Below are 19,215 nucleotides of genomic sequence, written 5' to 3' on the forward strand. Positions count from 1 at the left end.
TTAGACTCCTTTTTCCAAATTCCTCATCTGTCACCCATGTGACAACTTCCCCATAGGGAAAATATTCTATAAAATTACTTCACTTCAAGAATAGCACCTCTGTTACCGCTGGTTACCATCTTTTCGTATCTTGAAAGATAACCGGTTGTAACCTTGGGATCTCTGGGCTTCCACTCTGCTTTTCTCTTAGCGAGCTCCTCATCTGAAACCTTCATATCAAGCTTATTGTTGTTGATATCGATAGAGATGATATCTCCCTCTTTTACAAGAGCGATAGGTCCGCCTACAGCTGCTTCAGGAGATACATGTCCTATAGAAGCACCTCTGCTGGCACCTGAGAAGCGTCCGTCTGTAATAAGAGCAACTGATGAGCCAAGTCCCATTCCTGCAATTGCAGATGTAGGATTGAGCATCTCTCTCATTCCGGGGCCACCCTTAGGCCCTTCGTATCTGATTACAACAACGTCACCCTCTACGATCTTACCGCCAAGGATAGCTGCGATTGCATCCTCCTCGCAGTCAAATACTCTTGCAGGTCCTTCATGAACCATCATCTCGGGAACTACTGCAGATCTTTTAACGATACCTGTATCAGGAGCAAGATTACCCTTAAGTACAGCAATACCGCCGTTAGGCATGTAAGGATTCTCGATAGGTCTTATAACCTCAGGATCAAGATTATGAACACCGGCAATATTCTCACCTACAGTCTTGCCTGTACATGTAATAAGATCAAGGTGAAGAAGGTTCTTCTTTGCAAGCTCTGACATAACAGCATAGATTCCGCCTGCCTCGTTAAGATCCTCCATGTATGTAGGACCTGCAGGAGCAAGGTGACAGAGATTAGGAGTTCTGTCAGAAATCTCGTTTGCCATCTCCATGTTGATCTCAATTCCTGCCTCATGTGCGATTGCGGGAATATGAAGCATTGTGTTTGTTGAGCAGCCAAGTGCCATATCCATAGCGAGAGCGTTCTCAAATGCTTCCTTTGTGAGAATGTCTCTGGGACGTATATTTTTCTCAATAAGCTCCATGATCTGGTAGCCGGCCTTCTTGGCAAGTCTGATACGTGCAGAATAAACTGCAGGGATTGTTCCGTTCCCCCTAAGTCCCATACCGATTGCCTCTGTAAGGCAGTTCATAGAGTTAGCTGTATACATACCTGAGCATGAACCACAGGTAGGACAAACCTTTTCCTCAAATTCAATAAGCTCATCAGCTGTCATCTTACCTGCTGAAACGCTTCCTACAGCCTCGAACATTGAGCTAAGGGATCTCTTTTTACCATTTACACGTCCAGCCATCATAGGACCGCCGGAGCAGAAAATTGTAGGAATATTGATTCTTGCTGCAGCCATAAGAAGTCCAGGAACGCTCTTATCGCAGTTAGGAATCATAACAAGTCCGTCAAAGGCATGTGCCATTGCAAGGCACTCTGTACTGTCTGCAACAAGATCTCTTGTTACAAGTGAATACTTCATTCCAATGTGTCCCATTGCGATACCGTCACATACGGCAATTGCAGGAACAACTACCGGCATACCACCGGCTTCAGCTACGCCGAGCTTTACTGCCTCAGCAATTCTGTTAAGCTCCATATGTCCGGGAACTATGTCGCTCTGTGAGCTGACGATACCAATAAGAGGCTTTTTCCTCTCTTCTGCGGTGAAACCAAGTGCATTAAACAAGCTTCTGTGAGGAGCCTGTTGAAGTCCTTCCATTACGCGATCACTGTTCATAAAAAACCTCCTTATCTCTTATAAAGAACAAAGTCTTCATTTTCGTAAAAAATATAATAATGAGAATTCACATAATCCCATGGAATAGTCTCATAATTTACATAAAACTTCCAATAATCTGATCCGGTGTAGCCTTCCTCCATCATATTCCTGTCTATAAGAATATAATCACAGTCAGTAACATCGGTATTTTCACATTCAATGCCCCATCCGAATTTAAGTAAGTACTGCTGATCACAATCAAGTGCGCATATATTCTTATTCTCAGAGGGATGAGCTATATAAAGTGCATTATAGCAGTTAGTCTCACGCTGCCCATACTGAGCATTATACTCAGGTTTAGTCATCATAAAAATAACAAATATGAGTATTCCTATAACAGGAACGGTGGCAAAGATATTTCTTGCAACCGGTGAATCAGATGTATTTCTAATAATCTGCCTCGCCATACGGCTAAGGTGCTCAAGAACATAGGCAAAGGAAATTGCTGACAACACTCCCACATAGGAGAATACTCTGTAGTAGGGAAGCTTTGCCTGGAGTATAAGCATTATCGGGTATCCAATAATGTTAAATATCATCAGCAGATTGAATATAGTTCTGCTGTTTTCAAAATGCCTTATGCACTCCGCGATAAGAATTATAAGGGCACATATTGATAAAAACAGCGTAACCACGTTAAATCCGGGATACATATAAGAGCAAAGGGATTTACACCATTCAACAAAGCTCTGCATATATCCTATTCTGCTAACGCTCTGAATATATGGCTGTGAAAGCATATAATCAAGGCCTTCCTTTGCAGCCGCAAGAGGATGAGTAAGAATAAGCTTCACGTGAGACATTCCAAAATAAATGCTCGCCTCATCCTTAACAAGAAGGTTTGATCCAACTGCAAGCCATATAACCAGATAAAGACCGAAAACTATTACCGCTGATATGAGTCCTGTGATTATACAGTTTTTCAGTCTCTTAAAATATCTGGTATTCCATACAGAGCCTTTAAAATCATAGCTCCTATATCCATTTACTATTAAGAAAAACGCTGCTGCACAGCAGGAAGGAATAACCCAGTAAATACTGCTCGGAAGCGTATATAAGCCAAGTATAAGAAATATTCCAAACAGTATGTAATCAATGAGCTTAAACTCCTCGGATCTGCATATTAGGGTGAGTTGCCTAAGAACCAGTAAAAAGCAGGTACATCCAAGAGTGTAGCCTCTTCCCTGAATAGAGAGGTCATTTACCAGCATACAGCAAAAATACAAAAGCATCGCGCCGTATGAATACCAGTCCTCCATAAATTTCTTGCTTAGCCTGTAAACAAGAAGCGGATTGACAACTGCGCAGATGAACGAAACACCTCGAAGTCCTATGTATGAGTTACCAAACATATCAAGCAATGATGATAATACCGAATAGCCGACATGGTTATTGGGAAGCGGCCAGTGAATCGCTGCATACACAGGTCCCCTGCTTATAAAATAGTAATAGGTGTAAAGCTCATCATACCAGGGAGTAAGATATGTCGCCCTCCAGATATAGTAAAAAGCCATACCTATAACTGTAAGGACAACAAGCATATCTATAGGTTCCTGGGGTAAATAATCATATAAAGTTAATGATTCTTCAGATTCATTCGATTCTCGAAGCAATGATATCTCCCATCTTACTGCATCCGCATTTCTTATCTTCTGCAATACTCTCACCACTGCGAATGAGATCTACTGTTCTATAGCCATCCTTGAGAGCTTTTTTAACTGCATTCTCTATGCTCTCAGCTTCCTTCTCAAGCTTAAAGGTGAACTTGAGCATCATAGCTGCTGAAAGGATAGTTGCTATAGGATTGGCAATATCCATACCGGCAATATCAGGAGCGCTGCCATGGCTGGGCTCATAGAGTCCAAAGCTGCTCTCGTTAAGAGAGGCACTGGGAAGCATTCCGATAGAGCCTGTGATCATGCTGGCTTCATCAGATAAGATATCACCAAACATATTCTCCGTAAGAACCACATCAAACTGTGAAGGATCCTTAACAAGCTGCATTGCACAGTTATCTACAAGCATGTGTGAAAGCTCAACCTCAGGATAATCTGCAGCAACCTCCTCTACAGCCTTTCTCCAAAGTCTTGAGGAATCAAGAACGTTTGCCTTATCTACACTTGTCACCCTCTTTGATCTCTGCATGGCAACATCAAAGGCCTTGATAGCGATGCGTCTGATCTCACTCTCTTTATAAACAAGAGTATCTGTTGCTACAAGCTCTCCGTCAACTTCCTTGGTAAATCTGTCACCAAAATACAGACCGCCTGTAAGCTCGCGCATGATAAGAAGATCAAATCCCTTATCAGAGGTCTCCTCCTTAAGCGGACATGCATCAGCAAGCTCAGGATATAAAAATGCAGGTCTTAAATTTGCAAATAAATTCAAGGATTTACGAAGCCCAAGAAGACCGGCTTCAGGTCTAAGAGAAGGCTCAAGCTTATACCATGGTGACGTAGAAGTATTACCGCCGATTGAACCCATAAGTACAGCGTCAGCCTGTTTACATTTGTCGATAGTTTCATCAGTGAGCGGCTTGCCATAGGCATCGATAGATGCGCCACCCATTAAAACATCAGTGAATTCCATTTCGTGTCCGTATACGGAGCAAACCTTATTAAGTACTTTCTTAGCTTCCGCAACGATCTCCGGTCCGATTCCATCGCCCGGGATGCAGGTTATCCCCATTTTCATACTTATTCTCTCCCTATATAATGATAGCCGGCAAATATAAAGTTCGCCGGCTGCCCACTTTATAATGCAGACTGTAACCAGTCTTCTTTTAATTCATTGATATTACGTAAAACTAAAAATCAATAATTACTTGGATTTCTCATCCTTTGAGCTATCCTTAAGCGCATCCTCAGGCTTCTCTACCTCTACGATAGCATCCTTAACCATAGGGATACGGCAGTTCTTGTTATTACCGAACTCAACTATTACTGTTGAAGACTCATCGTCGATATCGATTACTGTTCCGATGAAACCGCCAGTTGTGCGAACGCTGTCACCAACTGCAAGCTGAGAAAGAAGCTGTGCCTTCTGCTTCTGCTCTTTTCTCTGAGGACGGATCATAATAAAATAAAGAACCGCAAAAATAGCAACGTATACCAGAATGATCATCATGCTTCCGGTTCCGCTTACAGCTCCTGCACTTTCAAGAGCCATCATGTTAACAAAACTCATATCAACCTCCAAATTTCCTTATTAAACATATGATTTATCTTACAATTAATACAACTTTAAAACAAGTATACTTTTTAACCCTTTTTCCAACCTTTTGCTATATCGTAACGGGTTGTGGGTTCCTCTGAATCATACTCAAGCATCGAATCAAGAGTATTCTTCTTAAATTCCTTGTATCTGCCTTCATCCAGAGCTGTTCTGATATCTGCCATAAGATGATTATAAAAATACAGATTGTGAAGAACGCAAAGTCTCATCCCAAGCATCTCTCCTGATTTAAGCAGGTGTCTGATATAGCTTCTTGAATATCTTCTGCAGGCAGGACATCTGCAGCCCTCCTCGATTGGTCTGTCATCAAGCTCATATTTCGCATTGAGAAGATTAATGTGACCTCTCTTTGTGTAAAGATGACCGTGTCTTCCGTTTCTGCTGGGATATACGCAGTCAAAGAAGTCAATTCCTCTGTCAACGGCTTCAAGAATATTGGCCGGTGTTCCGACTCCCATAAGATATGTAGGCTTATTTTCAGGAAGATGCTCTGTAACTATATCAAGAACGTGATACATCTCCTCATGAGTCTCACCTACTGCAAGACCACCCACAGCGTAGCCGTCAAGCTCCATCTCGGAAATACGCTTTGCGTGCTCAATTCTCAGGTCATCAAAAATCGCTCCCTGATTGATTCCGAACAAAAGCTGATTCTTATTTATTGTATCAGGAAGGGAATTAAGTCTGTTCATCTCATCCTGACATCTCTTAAGCCATCTTGTTGTTCTGTCTACAGACATCTTCACATAATCGTGATCTGCTCTTGCGGAAGGACACTCGTCAAAGGCCATGGCGATAGTTGATGCAATATGAGACTGAATTCGCATACTTTCCTCAGGTCCCATGAAAAGCTTGTGTCCATCGATATGGGATCTGAAGTAAACGCCCTCTTCCTTTATTCTTCTGTTTTCAGAAAGTGAGAAAACCTGGAATCCGCCTGAATCAGTCAAAATAGGCTTATCGCAACTCATAAATTTATGAAGTCCGCCCATTTTGTAAATTACATCATCACCCGGGCGAAGATGCAGATGATAGGTATTAGATAAAACAACCTGAGTATCAATCTGCTCAAGGTCCTCAGTTGAAACAGCGCCCTTAATAGCAGCAACCGTAGCAACATTCATAAACACAGGAGTCTGAATGGTTCCGTGCACTGTCTTAAATTCAGCGCGCTTTGCCATCCCCTCTTTTTTAAGTAGTTTGTACATGTATTAACCTTACCTTTTATAATATTTTGAGGCAGTTAAAGATAAAAGAAGCTGTTGCAATTAACGCAACAGCCCCAAATACTCAATCATACAAATAATTATCCCAGAATTCTTCCAAGCAGAGATTTTCATTATACATAATTGTAGCAGCGTCTACACCGACATATCTGAAATGCCAGGGTTCATACTCGATACCGGTAATATTCTCCTTACCCTTAAGATATCGAACAACAAAACCGAATTTGTAGCTATTGTCGGCAAGCCACTTACCTGCCTCTGTGTCACCAAACCCCTCATCAAGATTATAATATGAACCGCAGACAATATCAAATGCCAAACCAATCTGATGCTCTGAAGATCCCGGAACAGTAACTGCCTGAGATGTTACATTGTAAGCATCCATATAAGACAGACCTGCTTCAAGGTAATTGTTTATTTTTCTGGCAAAAAGCCCTTCCTGACGATTGCTGTCTCTGTAAGGAGAACAGATTGCAAGATTTATGCCATCATCGGCAGCAGCCTTAAGCATTGCCTTAAGAGGAGACAATACTCTCTGATCGCATTTCATTTCTTCATTGATATCACCGAAGGGGAATTCATATCCATCCGGTATGGGATGCTGCTTATTTACAAGAATAAGCTTCCAGTCAGTAGCATCAAAGGATGCATCAGCACTATCAGTTGCAGCTTCATAGCTCTTAGCTGCTGATTCACTTATATCATCGATATCATCTGCCAGAAGAAATCCCTCTGCCAGCTCCTGATCCTCAGATACTCCCTGATCACTCTCGATGATCTTTTCCTTATCTACATGTGTAACCTTTGCAAGTTCAGCATTGGATTCCATAACAACTGCTTCCAGGGAATCTGATGTGTAATACTCGCCGGACTCTTCCACCTTCTCCAAATCAGTAACAAAGCTGACATTCAGCTTCAAAGCATCAGGATAAGTAAAGCTACTGCTAGCAATGAAGAAAAACAATATTGTTGCAAGGCATGTGCATCTCTTTGTGTTATGATAAAAAGCCAGGCCGAAGTTGTAAAAGAGAAGTACAGCCATTGCGTAAAGCATTCCAAGAAACCTTAGTCTCTTGTGCTTTCTGTTAAAAGTGCGGACCCTATCCATAACCTTATCTCTAAAGGTCGGCCCCATCTGTAAACGATTCGCACGCATGACTATGTAACCTCATAAAAAATTATATTACTTTAACATTATAACGCATTTCTTAATTTTTGAAAGAAAAAATTAAGAATAAATTAAGAAATATCATATATTTTAGTAGAAATCTGGGTTTTAGTGTTTGTAATAGTTTCCAAACTGTGTAAAAATAGATGGGTATATATTGACAAAATAAGAAAGGCTAAAACTATGAGCGGATCAACATTTGGAAAAAATATTACCATGTCAACCTGGGGCGAATCCCATGGAAAAGCTCTTGGCGTTGTACTCGACGGGTTTCCTGCAGGACTGGAAATTTCTGAAAAAGATATTCAGGCATTTATGGACAGAAGAAAGCCCGGCTCCTCTGAGGTAACAACCCCCAGAAAAGAGGATGATGAAATCGAGATCCTCTCAGGCATATTTGAAGGAAAGACAACCGGAACCCCCATATCACTTATGGTCAGAAATACTTCTCAGCGCTCCGGAGACTACTCGGAAATATCCCGGTATTACAGACCCGGTCATGCTGATTTTGGTTTTGATGAAAAGTATGGCTTCAGGGATTACAGAGGTGGCGGACGTTCCTCCGGACGTGAGACAATAGGCAGAGTTGCTGCCGGTGCAATCTGCCAGAAGCTCCTTAAGGAAATGGGAATTGAGGTTACAGCCTATACCCGATCGATCGGTGATGTTGATATTGATGATAATAAATTCGACAAGGCTCAGATAACAAAATCAATTACTGCCATGCCCGATGCAGATGCCGACAAGAAGGCTGTTGAACTAATTAACAAATGCAGGGCAGACGGTGATTCCGTAGGCGGAGTTATCGAATGTGTAATAAAGGGAATGCCAGCAGGCGTAGGCGAACCCGTATTTGATAAGCTCGATGCGCTTCTCTCCCACGGTATAATGAGTATCGGTGCCGTAAAGGCAGTTGAGATTGGCGATGGAATCGCTGTATCAAAGTCCTATGGAAGCACCAATAATGATGCCTTTTGCATGGACGAATCATCAGTATCAAAAAAGACCAATCACGCAGGCGGAATACTTGGAGGAATGAGCGATGGCTCCGACATAATCTTAAGGGCCCATGTAAAGCCAACCCCCAGTATCTCAAAGCTCCAGAAAACCGTTAATAAAAGCGGCGAGGAAATTGATGTAAGCATCAAGGGCCGTCACGATCCCGTTGTTGTTCCAAGAGCCGTTGTAGTTGTTGAATGTATGTGTGCATTTATCGTTTTGGATCTTCTTATGTCCAACATGCACTCAAGAATAGATTATCTTAAAGACTTTTATAGCTAAGCATAAAAGAAACCGCAATGTCAGCGGTTTCTTTTACTATCTCGATTATTATCTTACTTTCTTTCTCTCACCGAGCTTGTGGAATACGATACAGTTAGGTCTGTCGATCGGAAGCTCAGGTCCATTCATTACAAGAGTATTGTTATCAAAATTAACTGTAAAGAATGTCATAGAGTTTGACTCCTGGTTTAGTGATACAAGGTGCTTGTTATCAGGGAACATGCAGGCATCCTTCGGATACTCTCCTGAGATAGGAAGCTCGATCTTCTTTGTCAAAAGACCTGTCTCCTTATCAACCTTGTAAATGACTACGTTGTTCTCACCTGCAACTGAGCTAACAAGGTAGTTGTAGTCATCTGAGAACTTAAGAGCACTACTTGCAACACCGATTGTATCCTGCTCGTCAGAATTCTGTACTGACTGGATTTCCTCGAATGAAGGAAGTCCCTTATCCTCTGAGTACTGATATACATTAATGCTGCACTGCTGCTCAAATACTACATACAGGAATTTACCATCGTATGAGAACTGCATATGTCTGGGAGATGATTCCTGATCACAGTGAATCACATCAATATCGGAAATCTTACCGTGCTCAGTATCGAATTTGTATACGTTTACACGATCCATACCAAGGTCAGCAGCTAAAAGATATTTGTTATCCTTAGTAACCTTGATGCACTGAACGTGAGGAGTATGATTTCTACCTGCAATTGTTCCAAGACCTTTATGGAACTTCTCATCAGTGATCTCGCCGATGCTTCCGTCCTCATTAAGTCTTAAGATAGTAACCTTACCATCATGGTAGCCTGCACAAACCAGGAATCTGTCAAACTGGTCCATGTTGATATAACAACCACGCATACCGTTGATAGATGCCTTATTGAGAATTGTAAGACTTCCGTCGTCCTCAATATGATATGCCTCTACACCGGCATCGGTAATTGAATAAAGTGTCTCCTTGCTATGTGAAAGAACAATATAAGAAGAGTTCGTGATCTTAACCTTTTCCTTCTCAGTCAATCTACCGTTCTTCATGTCTACATCATAAATACGGATACCATAGTTGTCCTTTGATCCCGAAGTATAACTCGCTACATACGCAACATACTTGTCAGTTTTTGTTTCCTTCGCCATAATCTGTCACCTCATAAAAATTCTGTTATTTAGTTATTTATAATATAATTTTATTTTATTTCACGGAATTTGCAAGGACACTATAATTCTTTCTATAGTTTCTGTTCATCTTAAAACAATCACGTAATGAGATGAACGAACCCTCTCCGAATCTTGTAACTGCGATGTGCGCAATGCAGCCTTTATCAAGGACTATAGCCGCTGCAACAGCGTCATCCTCAGTCGTACCAAGGCAATACGCACCATCGTTATACGCAAACACAGCATTTATGTGCTTTTTCACGGTCAGCGGTGTACCCTCTGCGGTCGGAATTCGAAGGCTTGTACCTATGATCTGAGCAAAGTCATCAAGTAGGGGTCTCATGTGATTTGCCCTTCTCGAGATGGTCATAACCGACTCTGATTTATTGTGAAAAATATATCTAATGTCCGGTCTTTTCGCATAAATATGCTGATGAATGAGTTTTATTCTCTCCGGAGTATCGCTTCTGAGGTAAACTATTTTATCGTTCTCCAGTTTACTAGAAAATCCTTCTTCAATTTCATTATTAATGTCAGTTCTGCAAATACTGAATATGTATTTCTTAGCTGCTCTCTCAAGCTTAATTGCTTCCTTGACAGCTTCATCGGCGTTATGCCCAAAGCACACAGCGCCGTGATTAGCCATTATGATGCTTCTGGTCTCATTGTTCTTAATAGCACATTCCTTGATATTTTCAGCAAGTGCTGTAGTTCCGGGAAGTGCATATTTAGCAATGGGGAAAATTATCTTCTTCTCCTTATGCTCTGCCTTAAGCCTATTTTTACCGAGTGCACCTACACAGGTAGCGTAAACCTGATGAGTATGAACAATAAACTCGGCATCCTTTCTGGCTTTGTAGATAGCCGTATGTACGAGGCTTTCACTTGAAGGCTTATACTCTCCTTCAAATGAATTGTCCTTTATGGAAACTACCGGAAGCATTTCCGGTTTCAGGTCTTCATATCGAATACCGCTTGGTGTGATCAGATAATGATCATCGTCAATTTTGGCGCTTATATTCCCCCAGGTTCTTACTATAAGTCCCTGTTCAAGAAGAGATAATGAAACATCTATTATCTCCTCCCTCAATCTAAGAATTTCCTCTTTGGTTTTCATTTGTGTTTTTGTCTACTTTCTAAATAGTTTTTGGCTTTATCAGCCTCTTATCTGACCATCACCGGTAATCTCAAACTTATATGAGGTCAGCTCCTTAAGTCCCATGGGGCCTCTTGCATGAAGCTTCTGGGTACTTATTCCAATCTCAGCTCCAAAGCCGAACTGGAAGCCGTCTGTAAATCTGGTAGAAGCATTAACATAAACGCATGCAGCATCTACGCCCTTAAGAAATGCCTTAGCAGCTTCCTCATCCTCAGTTATGATGCTCTCTGAATGACCTGTATTGTATTTATTGATATGGTCGATTGCTTCGTCTACACTCTTAACCGTCTTTACTGACAGAATATAATCAAGATACTCCTTGCCAAAATCATCCTCGTTTGCAGGCTTTGCCTCAGGTAAAAACTTTATTGAAAGCTCGTCTGCACGAAGCTCGACATTATGCTCCTTCATAGCTTTATGAAGCTCAGGCAAAAATGCATCCTTAATATCCTCATGAACAACCAGGGATTCGGCTGCATTGCACACGCCTATTCTCTGTGTCTTTGCATTAATGATAATAGGAATCGCCTTATTTATATCAGCAGTCTTGTCTATATAAATGTGGCAGTTTCCGCTTCCTGTTTCAATTACAGGGATTCTGCTGTTTTCGCAGACCATTCTTATAAGTCCGGCACTTCCTCTGGGAATTACCACATCGATGTACTCCCTAAGCTTTAAAAGCTCACCGACAGCGGTTCTGTCCGTAAAGGGAACAAGCTGGATAAAGTCAGGATTAAGTCCTTCCTTTTCTATCGTTTTTCTTATAACCTCAGTTATGGCCATATTGGAATTGATGGCATCTGAGCCGCCCTTTAAGATAACTGCGTTACCTGATTTAAAGGAAAGACTGAAGGCATCAGCAGTTACGTTCGGTCTTGATTCATAAATGATGCCGATTACGCCGAGAGGCACGCTGACCTTTTTGATCTTAAGGCCATTATCAAGAGTCCAGTCATCAAGAATTCTTCCAACGGGATCAGGAAGCTCAGCAACCTGCTTTATTCCCTCTGCCATATCCTCGATTCGCGCTGTAGTTAAACGCAGTCTGTCGAGAAGTCCTTCATGCATTCCGTTTGCTTCGCCCTGCGTTATATCCTTATCGTTGGCAGCAAGAATATCCGCTGCTTTTTCAACCAAAGCATCAGCAACCTTTAAAAGGACTGAATTCTTTTCAGCTTCAGACAGCTTTTGAAGTTCAAATTTCGCATTATATGCGTTTTGACCAAGCTTATTAATAGTGTCACAAATTTTGATGTTGACTGCGCTCATGATCTGTAAATCTCCTTATCCGTAATAACAATGTTTGCCTTAATATCATCGCCAGACATATACCCGGACAGATCGTCCAGAGTATGCTGAAAATCGTAACCAATAGCTATAGAATTCATATTACCATTATGAAGCTCATTCTCAAAGAGTTTCATGTAATTATCGTAATATCCGCCACCATATCCGATGCGATTGCCAAAATTATCAAATACAAGCCCTGGTAAAACAATAATAGCTTTTCCCATATCCTTCTTATAAGTAACGGAACTACTGTTATACACCGGCTCAGGAATTGAGTACTTTCCTTCTGTAAGCTCATCCGGAGAACTGATCTGTACAAACTCCATTTTCCTCGCTTTAGTATCCGTTATCTTAGGACAAAATACCTTCTTATTTTCTGAAAGTGCTTTATTAATTATAGATATCGTAGAAGCCTCACTTCCAAAGCTGTTAAATATAAGTATATTTTCTGTTTCCTTATATTCCTCTAAGCTAAGAAGGTTGTCAGTTATGCACTCATCAAGCTTTTCCTTTTCATCGGATGGTAGCTCTTCGCGGCGCTTCTTCATGATATTCCTGTAGTAGTCCTTGCCGCTTCTGTAATGCATGGCTATTCTCTCAGCCACCTTCATTCCATCCATGGCTGCTGATGTAATGCCGCCTGCATAGCCTGCGCCTTCTCCGGAAGGGTAAAGTCCCTCAATGCCGATAGCCTCAAGATTATCATCTCTGTTTATCCTGACTGGCGATGAGGTCCTGGACTCTATTCCCGATAAAAGGGCTTCATCATTATCAAAACCCTCTATCATACGTCCAAAGTGCTCCATTCCATCAACAATTGATCTGTTTATTCTAAGGGGCAGAATCTCATGAACGGGAGCAAATTCCCAAATCCCCTTTATGCAAGGCTGGTTTCTGTCTTCCTTACCGTGCTCATTAATTGAATTTATGAGCGCAGTATTTTCTTCTGAAACGTCAGCTCCGCCTTCCTTTTTCGTTAATATATCTACGCCACACTTAAAGTCGTCGAAGTACTCAACAGGAACCTTGCCATCAGCAAGCTTATATGCCTTCTCTTCAAGATTTCTCTGAAACTCAACACCTGATAAAACGTCATCGCCGCCAAAGTCTGAAGGCTCAATGGTAACAACGATTGCGCTGTTTGCGTTTTTGCCGTCTCGTCCTGAGTAGCTCATTCCATTTACGCAGAGCCTGCCATCCTCTGATGAAGCATTAACGACATATCCGCCCGGGCACATACAGAATGAATATACGCCTCTCTCATCGCTGCTCCTTGCAGTAACCTTATAGGGTGAAGGAGGAAGGCTGGTGGGATTTTCAATGCCATACTGGGACTTATTAATTAATGTCTGCTCATGCTCAACTCTAAGTCCGATCGCAAAGGCCTTGGGCTCCATGTTAAGTCCCTGATCCTTAAGGGCATAGAAGGTGTCTCTTGCGCTGTGTCCTATTGCAAGAACCACAACATCCGACTTGAACTCCTTTCCATCCATACACCTTACGCCTTCGATCTTGCCATTATTTATCAAAAGCTCGGTGACCCTGGTCTCAAAATAAAAATCGCCACCATGAGAGATTATCTCATTTCTGATATTCTTTATAACTGTTCTAAGGACGTCCGTTCCGATATGAGGTTTTGATTCAAAGAGAATATCCTCTGACGCACCATACCTGTGGAAAATCTTAAGACACTCAAGGCCAAGACCGTTCTTATCCTTGATCATGGTATTAAGCTTACCATCAGAAAAGGTGCCTGCGCCGCCCTCACCAAACTGGACATTACCTTCAGGCATAAGCTTTCCGCCCTTCCAGAAGACTTCAACAGCGTCATGTCTCTTATCAATGTCATAGCCGCGCTCAAGCACGATCGGGCAATAGCCTGCCATGGCAAGCTCGTATGCGCAAAAAAGACCGGCAGGTCCTGCACCTATGATGATAGGTCTGGACGCACCCTTAGTCTCTCTTTTTAAGGCTTCATCTTCTTTTCTGTTACATGGAAATCTGTATATCTTTTCAGAAACAACAGCTGCAGATTTGCAGCCTGATTTCTTGATTATCTTTTCTTCGGATAAGCCCTTTATATTTACGCTTACATCTATGACATAAACATCCATAATCTCAGGCTTTTTTCTCGCATCTATGGAATGCTTTCTTATAATTACGTTATCTATGTCGGATAAACCAATCTTTAACAGCTTTGATGCCTTTTTCGAAAGCTTTCTTTTTATGACATCAATTCTGTCCGGTTCTTTTTCAGGGAGCTTTTCGTGTCCGCTGTTAACTATTTTTACTGAATTTAATCTTATCATAAGCAGCTTGCCGCCTCTCCCGCTATATATCCGCTTGTCCATGCCCACTGAAGGTTATAGCCTCCGCAGCGTCCATCCACATCACATAATTCGCCTACTACAAAAACTCCGGGAGTCTTCTTGCTCTGAAGCGTATCATCAAGATCTCCGAGACTTATTCCGCCTCTTGTAACCTGCGCCTTTTTGTAGTCACCAAAGCCAGATATCTTAATGTGAAGCGCCCTGTATTTATGAAGCACACAGGAAATCATGGATTCACCCACGTTCCTAACCTTCATATTACCGCTAAGCTTCATTCGTTTTAATATCATCTCATTAATATTGGAATTGCAAAAGCCTTCAAGAAGCTCAGAGAGCCTTCTCTCACCGGGAAGCTCCAGCATGGCTTTTACAAGGCCGTCGAATTCTTCATCATTATATCCTGGAAAGAAATTAATGGATGCGGTAACAGGTCTCCCCTTGGAAAGATGCTCAGCAACAGTACCTGATGACTGCATCACAGGGATACCGGATATTCCTTTTCCTGTTATCTGCACTTCACCATATTCAGATGCGATAACACTATCACCGATAAGGAAATTAACTCTCGCAAGGGCTCTTACTCCACTCTCCTTTGGCAGTGTCTCATCCTCGGAATTAAGTGACACAAGAGCAGGATATGTATCCTTCTTGGTCATTCCGAGCTTTTCACAAATATAATAGCCGTCACCAGTAGAGCCTGTAGACTTAGGTCCTGCAAGGCCTCCCACAGAAAGGATCACAGCCTTTCCCTTATGAACTCCGACAGAGGTTTTAACGGTAAATTCTCCGTTATCCTCCTTTGTAATCTGTTTTACCTGCTCATTAAAGAAAAACTCTACGCCCAGTCTCTTACATTCATTTACCAAAACAGAAACTACTGAAGTAGCCTGTCCTGAAATGGGATAAAGGTAACCGTTCTCACTTATAACAACAAGTCCTAAAGACGTAAAAAAATCCGCAGCTTCATTAACTCCGAATCTTTTTAACCATTTCTTCATCCTGTCTCTTGCATTAGGATTATAATCATCAGCTGATATATTCAGATTGGCAAGATTACACCTGCCGTTACCGGTCATTGAGAGCTTTTTACCACAAGAATCTGTCTTCTCAATAACCGTAACCTTAGCGCCATCCCTGGCAGCAGCTATAGCCGCACAAAGCCCGGAAGCTCCGCCGCCGGCAATAATCACATGATTTTCATTAGCCAATAGCTTAATCCCTTTCTCTTCCGATCATATCAGAAACAAGTGCAAAGTAGTCACCAAGGGGCATTCTCTCAACCTCGTATCTGTTGACACTGCCAAGCACGATAAGAAGTATCATATATACCAGAAATGCCACTGCAACCGCAATTATAAAGGTGAGTATCTCACCAATAACATTCACAAGAAGTCTGTCTATAAGCAGCGCTGCAAGTCCTGAAATAACCGCAGCGATAAGAGGCAGCAAAATATTTCTGATCATCATAAGGTTTACATCAAGCATCACCTTGATCTCAAAAATACCAAGAATACCCTGCACCACAAACATAGCTGCAAATGCTGCTATTGAAGCATGGATGCCAAAACCTCCTGCATAAGACATTGCGAGAAGAACTGCGATATGAACGATAACTCCAACCACAAGATTACCGATCATAACAACCTTGTTCTTAAGCTGCTTAAGTAAAAATGACTGGAATATAATGACGGCCCCGGGTATAACAACGGGAATTGCCATTATAACCATATCAACTCCTGCTTCATTACTCTTACCGAAAATAACGGTATTAAAGGTGTGAGCCAGAAGCATTATCCATATAACCACAGGAAAAATAAGCATAGCTTCAAAGTGAATCAGATGCTGTAATCTTCCTCTTGCAGCCTTATAGTCTTTTTTAACGATGCTGACATGAACACCGTACCAGGATTTTACAAAGGGAAGCGCCGTAATAAATACGAAGAATATCACAACTGCAACACACTGACCGATGTAAATACCCCAGTTATTAATGTTGTTGTCGTTTGGATGAAGCTTGTGAGCAACATTCAAATATACACACTCATCAATAAATACGAGAATACCTGTGGTCGCTGCGATAAGGCAGTTTACGATAAGGTCATTCACACATTCATTCTTCTGGTTATTAACTACAGGTGTACTCTCCTCAGCGATTTCCTGAAGATCTCTCTTTCTAAGAAGGAACATTATAGTTACAAAAATAAGACTGATAAGAGCACTTAAGGAAATTCCAATCGCAGCACCGATCGCGCCATAGGCTGGTGCAATATCATTTACATGCATAAGAGCATCAACCTTTTTACCATAGTCATATACTGCATTTGACATAACGAAGGTTGTTGCAAGTGTAATAACAGTCAGAATAGCATCTGAAATAACAGAAACAAGAGCATATCCTGATCCGCTGAGATACCCTCTAAGAACGCCCTGAATACTCAAAAACAGAAACGCCGGCGATGCCATAAGAAGAACATAAAAGCTTCTCGGCGAATGGAATACCAGATTGGCAAATACAATTGAAAGACCTGCCATAAGCAGAGATATCACAAAGCCTCCAACAAAGCTTATTATCATAAGCTGTTTAACATTTTTTCTGGCACAGTTCATCTGCCCTCTGTAAAGTCTGTTTCTTACCATTTCCTTGGTCGTGGTCTCAAAGGCACAGATAAATACGCAGTAGGCAATCATGAAAAGTATTATAGGTGCTGCAAGAAAGCCTACACCATCCGAACCTGTCAAATCAAAAAATACAATAAGCAGCGCCATAATAGACAAAATAAAAATCATTCCGGACGCAAGAACTACATCAGGTCTAATCTTAAACTTTTTACTCATACCTCTCACCCTTTTTACACTTAATCTCTGGTGATATTAAGTGTCTGTAAAACCTTTTCCTGTTTCCCCTCCATAACAGCTGCTTCATCGGCTTCCATGTGATCATATCCGCAAAGATGAAGCATTGAATGAGCCACAAGGAAGGCGAATTCCCTGAGCTCACTGTGTCCATATTCAGCAGCCTGCTCTCTTACCCGTTTTTCATTAATTACGATATCCCCAAGAAAAACCATTCCGCTTTCAGGATCTATAATATCTATCCGCTGATCGCCCTCTGCCACGGAAAAATCCCCCGGAGCATCGTACTCGATATTTGGAAAAGATAACACATCTGTCGCAGAATCAATATCACGAAACTGCGAATTCATCTCTCTAATGCCTTCATCATCAGTGATGAGAAGACTTATCTGAACATCAAAGGGGCATCCCTCGCTACTAAGCACCTCAGCTGCCACCTTTTTTGCCACCTCTTCAATATCAAACGAAAAAGCAGCATCCACCTCATTATCAACGAAGAAAATCATAGTAGAGCTTCTCCTTTTTCATAAGCTTCTTCATTCTCTCTATCTCATAGAGGGAAATGTCATAGTTGTAAAGTTCATTATTCTCCATCTTGTGAATAAAGATCTTATCTATAAGCTCATCATAATTGATCTTGGTATCCTTATCCTTCTCAAAAAGATAATTAATGGAAGCGATAAGTGTTTCACACATATAAATAATAGCAGATTCTTTGGACAATGGCTTGGATTTATCGTTTTCAATATATTCCTTAAGATAATCCACTGCCTCCTGGGGGAAATTATTCTCGATATAAAAATGTTTCACATCAGCCCAGGTCTTAGAGCCATCTATAACACCGATCTTATAATAATAAGACATCGTCTTTACTGCTCTGGCATTAAGCCCAAGGTCCAAAGCAATTCTCTCTGCAAGATACGCAATATGGATTGCTCTGAAATATGCATTCTTGTCCTTTTCCTTAAGCTGAACAAGAAGCGGATACTCAGTATCATTAATGTCCATATACCTGTCATTACTCTTCCTGATTACGTAAACACCGAAAATATTTAGAAGAATAAGCGTAAGTATAAGGTTGATGAGAATATTTACCAGCGGCGCAATGAGCATCGTAAGTGAAAAGGTTCTGTTCTGAAACAGAATGTCAAAGGCCACCAGGAGCATAAACAAAAGCGAAACCACTATAAAAAGCGGAGCTCCGAGCTTTGTTGTCTCAGTAAGATCTCTTAAAAGAACAAGTATTACCACACCTGTCAAAAAGTAAATGAAAAATTCAGCATAGCCGCCTTCTTTTTCAAGAAGTACCGCAAACATCACGAGCATTGAGCCTGAAAACAGTCCAATCTCATTTGTTGAAAAAAGCCCAAGCAAAAGAAAAATAAACATAAAGGGCCATATCTCAGGTGTTACCAGAGGCAGAAAAACAGAAATAATCAGTCCTATATAATATGAGAAAACAAATCTGTTTCTCTTTTGGCCATTATCATAGGAAAACAGCCCCCTCACACTTGCATCATTTAGCATATATATAAGTATACCGCCACACAAAAAGCCGGTGACTGTATTTCTTATAATATTTTCCGTTTTTAATCCATAAAGTATTGAAAATACCAAAAGGATAATTCCTGTCACAAAAAAGATAGAGCCGAACAGAAGCTTTATAGCTCTTTCACTTTTGTCAAACGTAGAATTCAGAACAGCATTATCCTTATTCTCATTTATATTTTCCATG

Annotated in this window: 15 protein-coding genes and 1 pseudogene; 1 reads left to right on the forward strand and 15 read right to left on the reverse strand. The window is 41.3% G+C overall.

What is annotated here, in order from left to right; all coding sequences use genetic code 11:
• Window positions 1-74: 74 nt before the first annotated feature.
• From ilvD to G601_RS25290, 6 genes are all read right to left on the reverse strand, one after another.
• The gene (gene ilvD / locus G601_RS0115865; RefSeq protein WP_026665938.1) at window positions 75-1,739 is read right to left on the reverse strand and encodes a dihydroxy-acid dehydratase; all 1,665 of its coding nucleotides are present in this window, start codon (window positions 1,737-1,739) and stop codon (window positions 75-77) included.
• Window positions 1,740-1,750: 11 nt separating this feature from the next.
• Complete coding sequence (locus G601_RS0115870; RefSeq protein ID WP_196808904.1) at window positions 1,751-3,439, reverse strand: glycosyltransferase family 39 protein; 1,689 nt, start codon at window positions 3,437-3,439, stop codon at window positions 1,751-1,753.
• Entirely contained in the window at window positions 3,375-4,475 is a 1,101-nt protein-coding gene (gene leuB / locus G601_RS0115875) for a 3-isopropylmalate dehydrogenase (RefSeq protein WP_026665940.1), read from the reverse strand. The genes G601_RS0115870 and leuB overlap by 65 nt, the downstream gene beginning before the upstream one ends.
• A 126-nt stretch (window positions 4,476-4,601) precedes the next feature.
• The gene (gene yajC, locus G601_RS0115880) at window positions 4,602-4,967 is read right to left on the reverse strand and encodes a preprotein translocase subunit YajC (protein ID WP_242830010.1); all 366 of its coding nucleotides are present in this window, start codon (window positions 4,965-4,967) and stop codon (window positions 4,602-4,604) included.
• A 74-nt stretch (window positions 4,968-5,041) separates the two neighbouring features.
• Window positions 5,042-6,223, reverse strand: coding sequence for a tRNA guanosine(34) transglycosylase Tgt (tgt, locus tag G601_RS0115885; RefSeq protein ID WP_026490740.1), 1,182 nt, complete (start codon window positions 6,221-6,223; stop codon window positions 5,042-5,044).
• An 82-nt stretch (window positions 6,224-6,305) separates the two neighbouring features.
• Window positions 6,306-7,397 (reverse strand): M15 family metallopeptidase, encoded by a 1,092-nt coding sequence (locus G601_RS25290; RefSeq protein ID WP_081673562.1) that lies wholly within the window; start codon window positions 7,395-7,397, stop codon window positions 6,306-6,308.
• Window positions 7,398-7,592: 195 nt separating this feature from the next.
• Between G601_RS25290 and aroC the strand changes: the two genes are divergently transcribed.
• Entirely contained in the window at window positions 7,593-8,690 is a 1,098-nt protein-coding gene (aroC, locus tag G601_RS0115895) for a chorismate synthase (protein ID WP_026490741.1), read from the forward strand.
• Between the two features lie 48 nt (window positions 8,691-8,738).
• Here the strand turns inward: aroC and G601_RS0115900 are convergent, their stop codons facing one another.
• From G601_RS0115900 to G601_RS0115935, 9 genes and pseudogenes are all read right to left on the reverse strand, one after another.
• The gene (locus G601_RS0115900; RefSeq protein WP_026665941.1) at window positions 8,739-9,827 is read right to left on the reverse strand and encodes a lactonase family protein; all 1,089 of its coding nucleotides are present in this window, start codon (window positions 9,825-9,827) and stop codon (window positions 8,739-8,741) included.
• A 55-nt stretch (window positions 9,828-9,882) separates the two neighbouring features.
• Window positions 9,883-10,965: a class II aldolase/adducin family protein gene (locus G601_RS25295; protein ID WP_081673563.1), complete on the reverse strand. Its 1,083-nt coding sequence runs from the start codon at window positions 10,963-10,965 to the stop codon at window positions 9,883-9,885.
• Window positions 10,966-11,004: 39 nt separating this feature from the next.
• Window positions 11,005-12,276 carry a glutamate-5-semialdehyde dehydrogenase gene (locus tag G601_RS0115910; protein WP_035790837.1) on the reverse strand — a complete coding sequence of 424 codons (1,272 nt, stop codon included), beginning with the start codon at window positions 12,274-12,276 and terminating at the stop codon, window positions 11,005-11,007.
• Window positions 12,273-12,884 carry a 5-formyltetrahydrofolate cyclo-ligase gene (locus tag G601_RS27370; protein ID WP_255346224.1) on the reverse strand — a complete coding sequence of 204 codons (612 nt, stop codon included), beginning with the start codon at window positions 12,882-12,884 and terminating at the stop codon, window positions 12,273-12,275. The genes G601_RS0115910 and G601_RS27370 overlap by 4 nt, the downstream gene beginning before the upstream one ends.
• Window positions 12,876-14,606: pseudogene (locus tag G601_RS23720) on the reverse strand (NAD(P)/FAD-dependent oxidoreductase); the annotation flags it as partial. The pseudogene G601_RS23720 and the gene G601_RS27370, both read right to left, overlap by 9 nt.
• A complete protein-coding gene (locus G601_RS23725; protein ID WP_051205938.1) occupies window positions 14,603-15,835 on the reverse strand; it encodes an aminoacetone oxidase family FAD-binding enzyme in 1,233 nt (410 codons plus the stop codon). The pseudogene G601_RS23720 and the gene G601_RS23725, both read right to left, overlap by 4 nt.
• 4 nt (window positions 15,836-15,839) lie before the next feature.
• Entirely contained in the window at window positions 15,840-17,462 is a 1,623-nt protein-coding gene (locus G601_RS0115925; protein ID WP_026665943.1) for a hypothetical protein, read from the reverse strand.
• A 20-nt stretch (window positions 17,463-17,482) separates the two neighbouring features.
• Window positions 17,483-17,986: an rRNA maturation RNase YbeY gene (gene ybeY, locus G601_RS0115930; RefSeq protein WP_026490744.1), complete on the reverse strand. Its 504-nt coding sequence runs from the start codon at window positions 17,984-17,986 to the stop codon at window positions 17,483-17,485.
• On the reverse strand, window positions 17,970-19,214 hold the full coding sequence (locus G601_RS0115935) for a hypothetical protein (protein WP_026665944.1): 1,245 nt from the start codon (window positions 19,212-19,214) through the stop codon (window positions 17,970-17,972). Before G601_RS0115935 ends, ybeY begins: the two co-directional genes overlap by 17 nt.
• Window position 19,215: the final 1 nt, after the last annotated feature.

The organism is Butyrivibrio sp. FC2001, assembly GCF_000424125.1.
Lineage (GTDB): Bacteria > Bacillota > Clostridia > Lachnospirales > Lachnospiraceae > Butyrivibrio.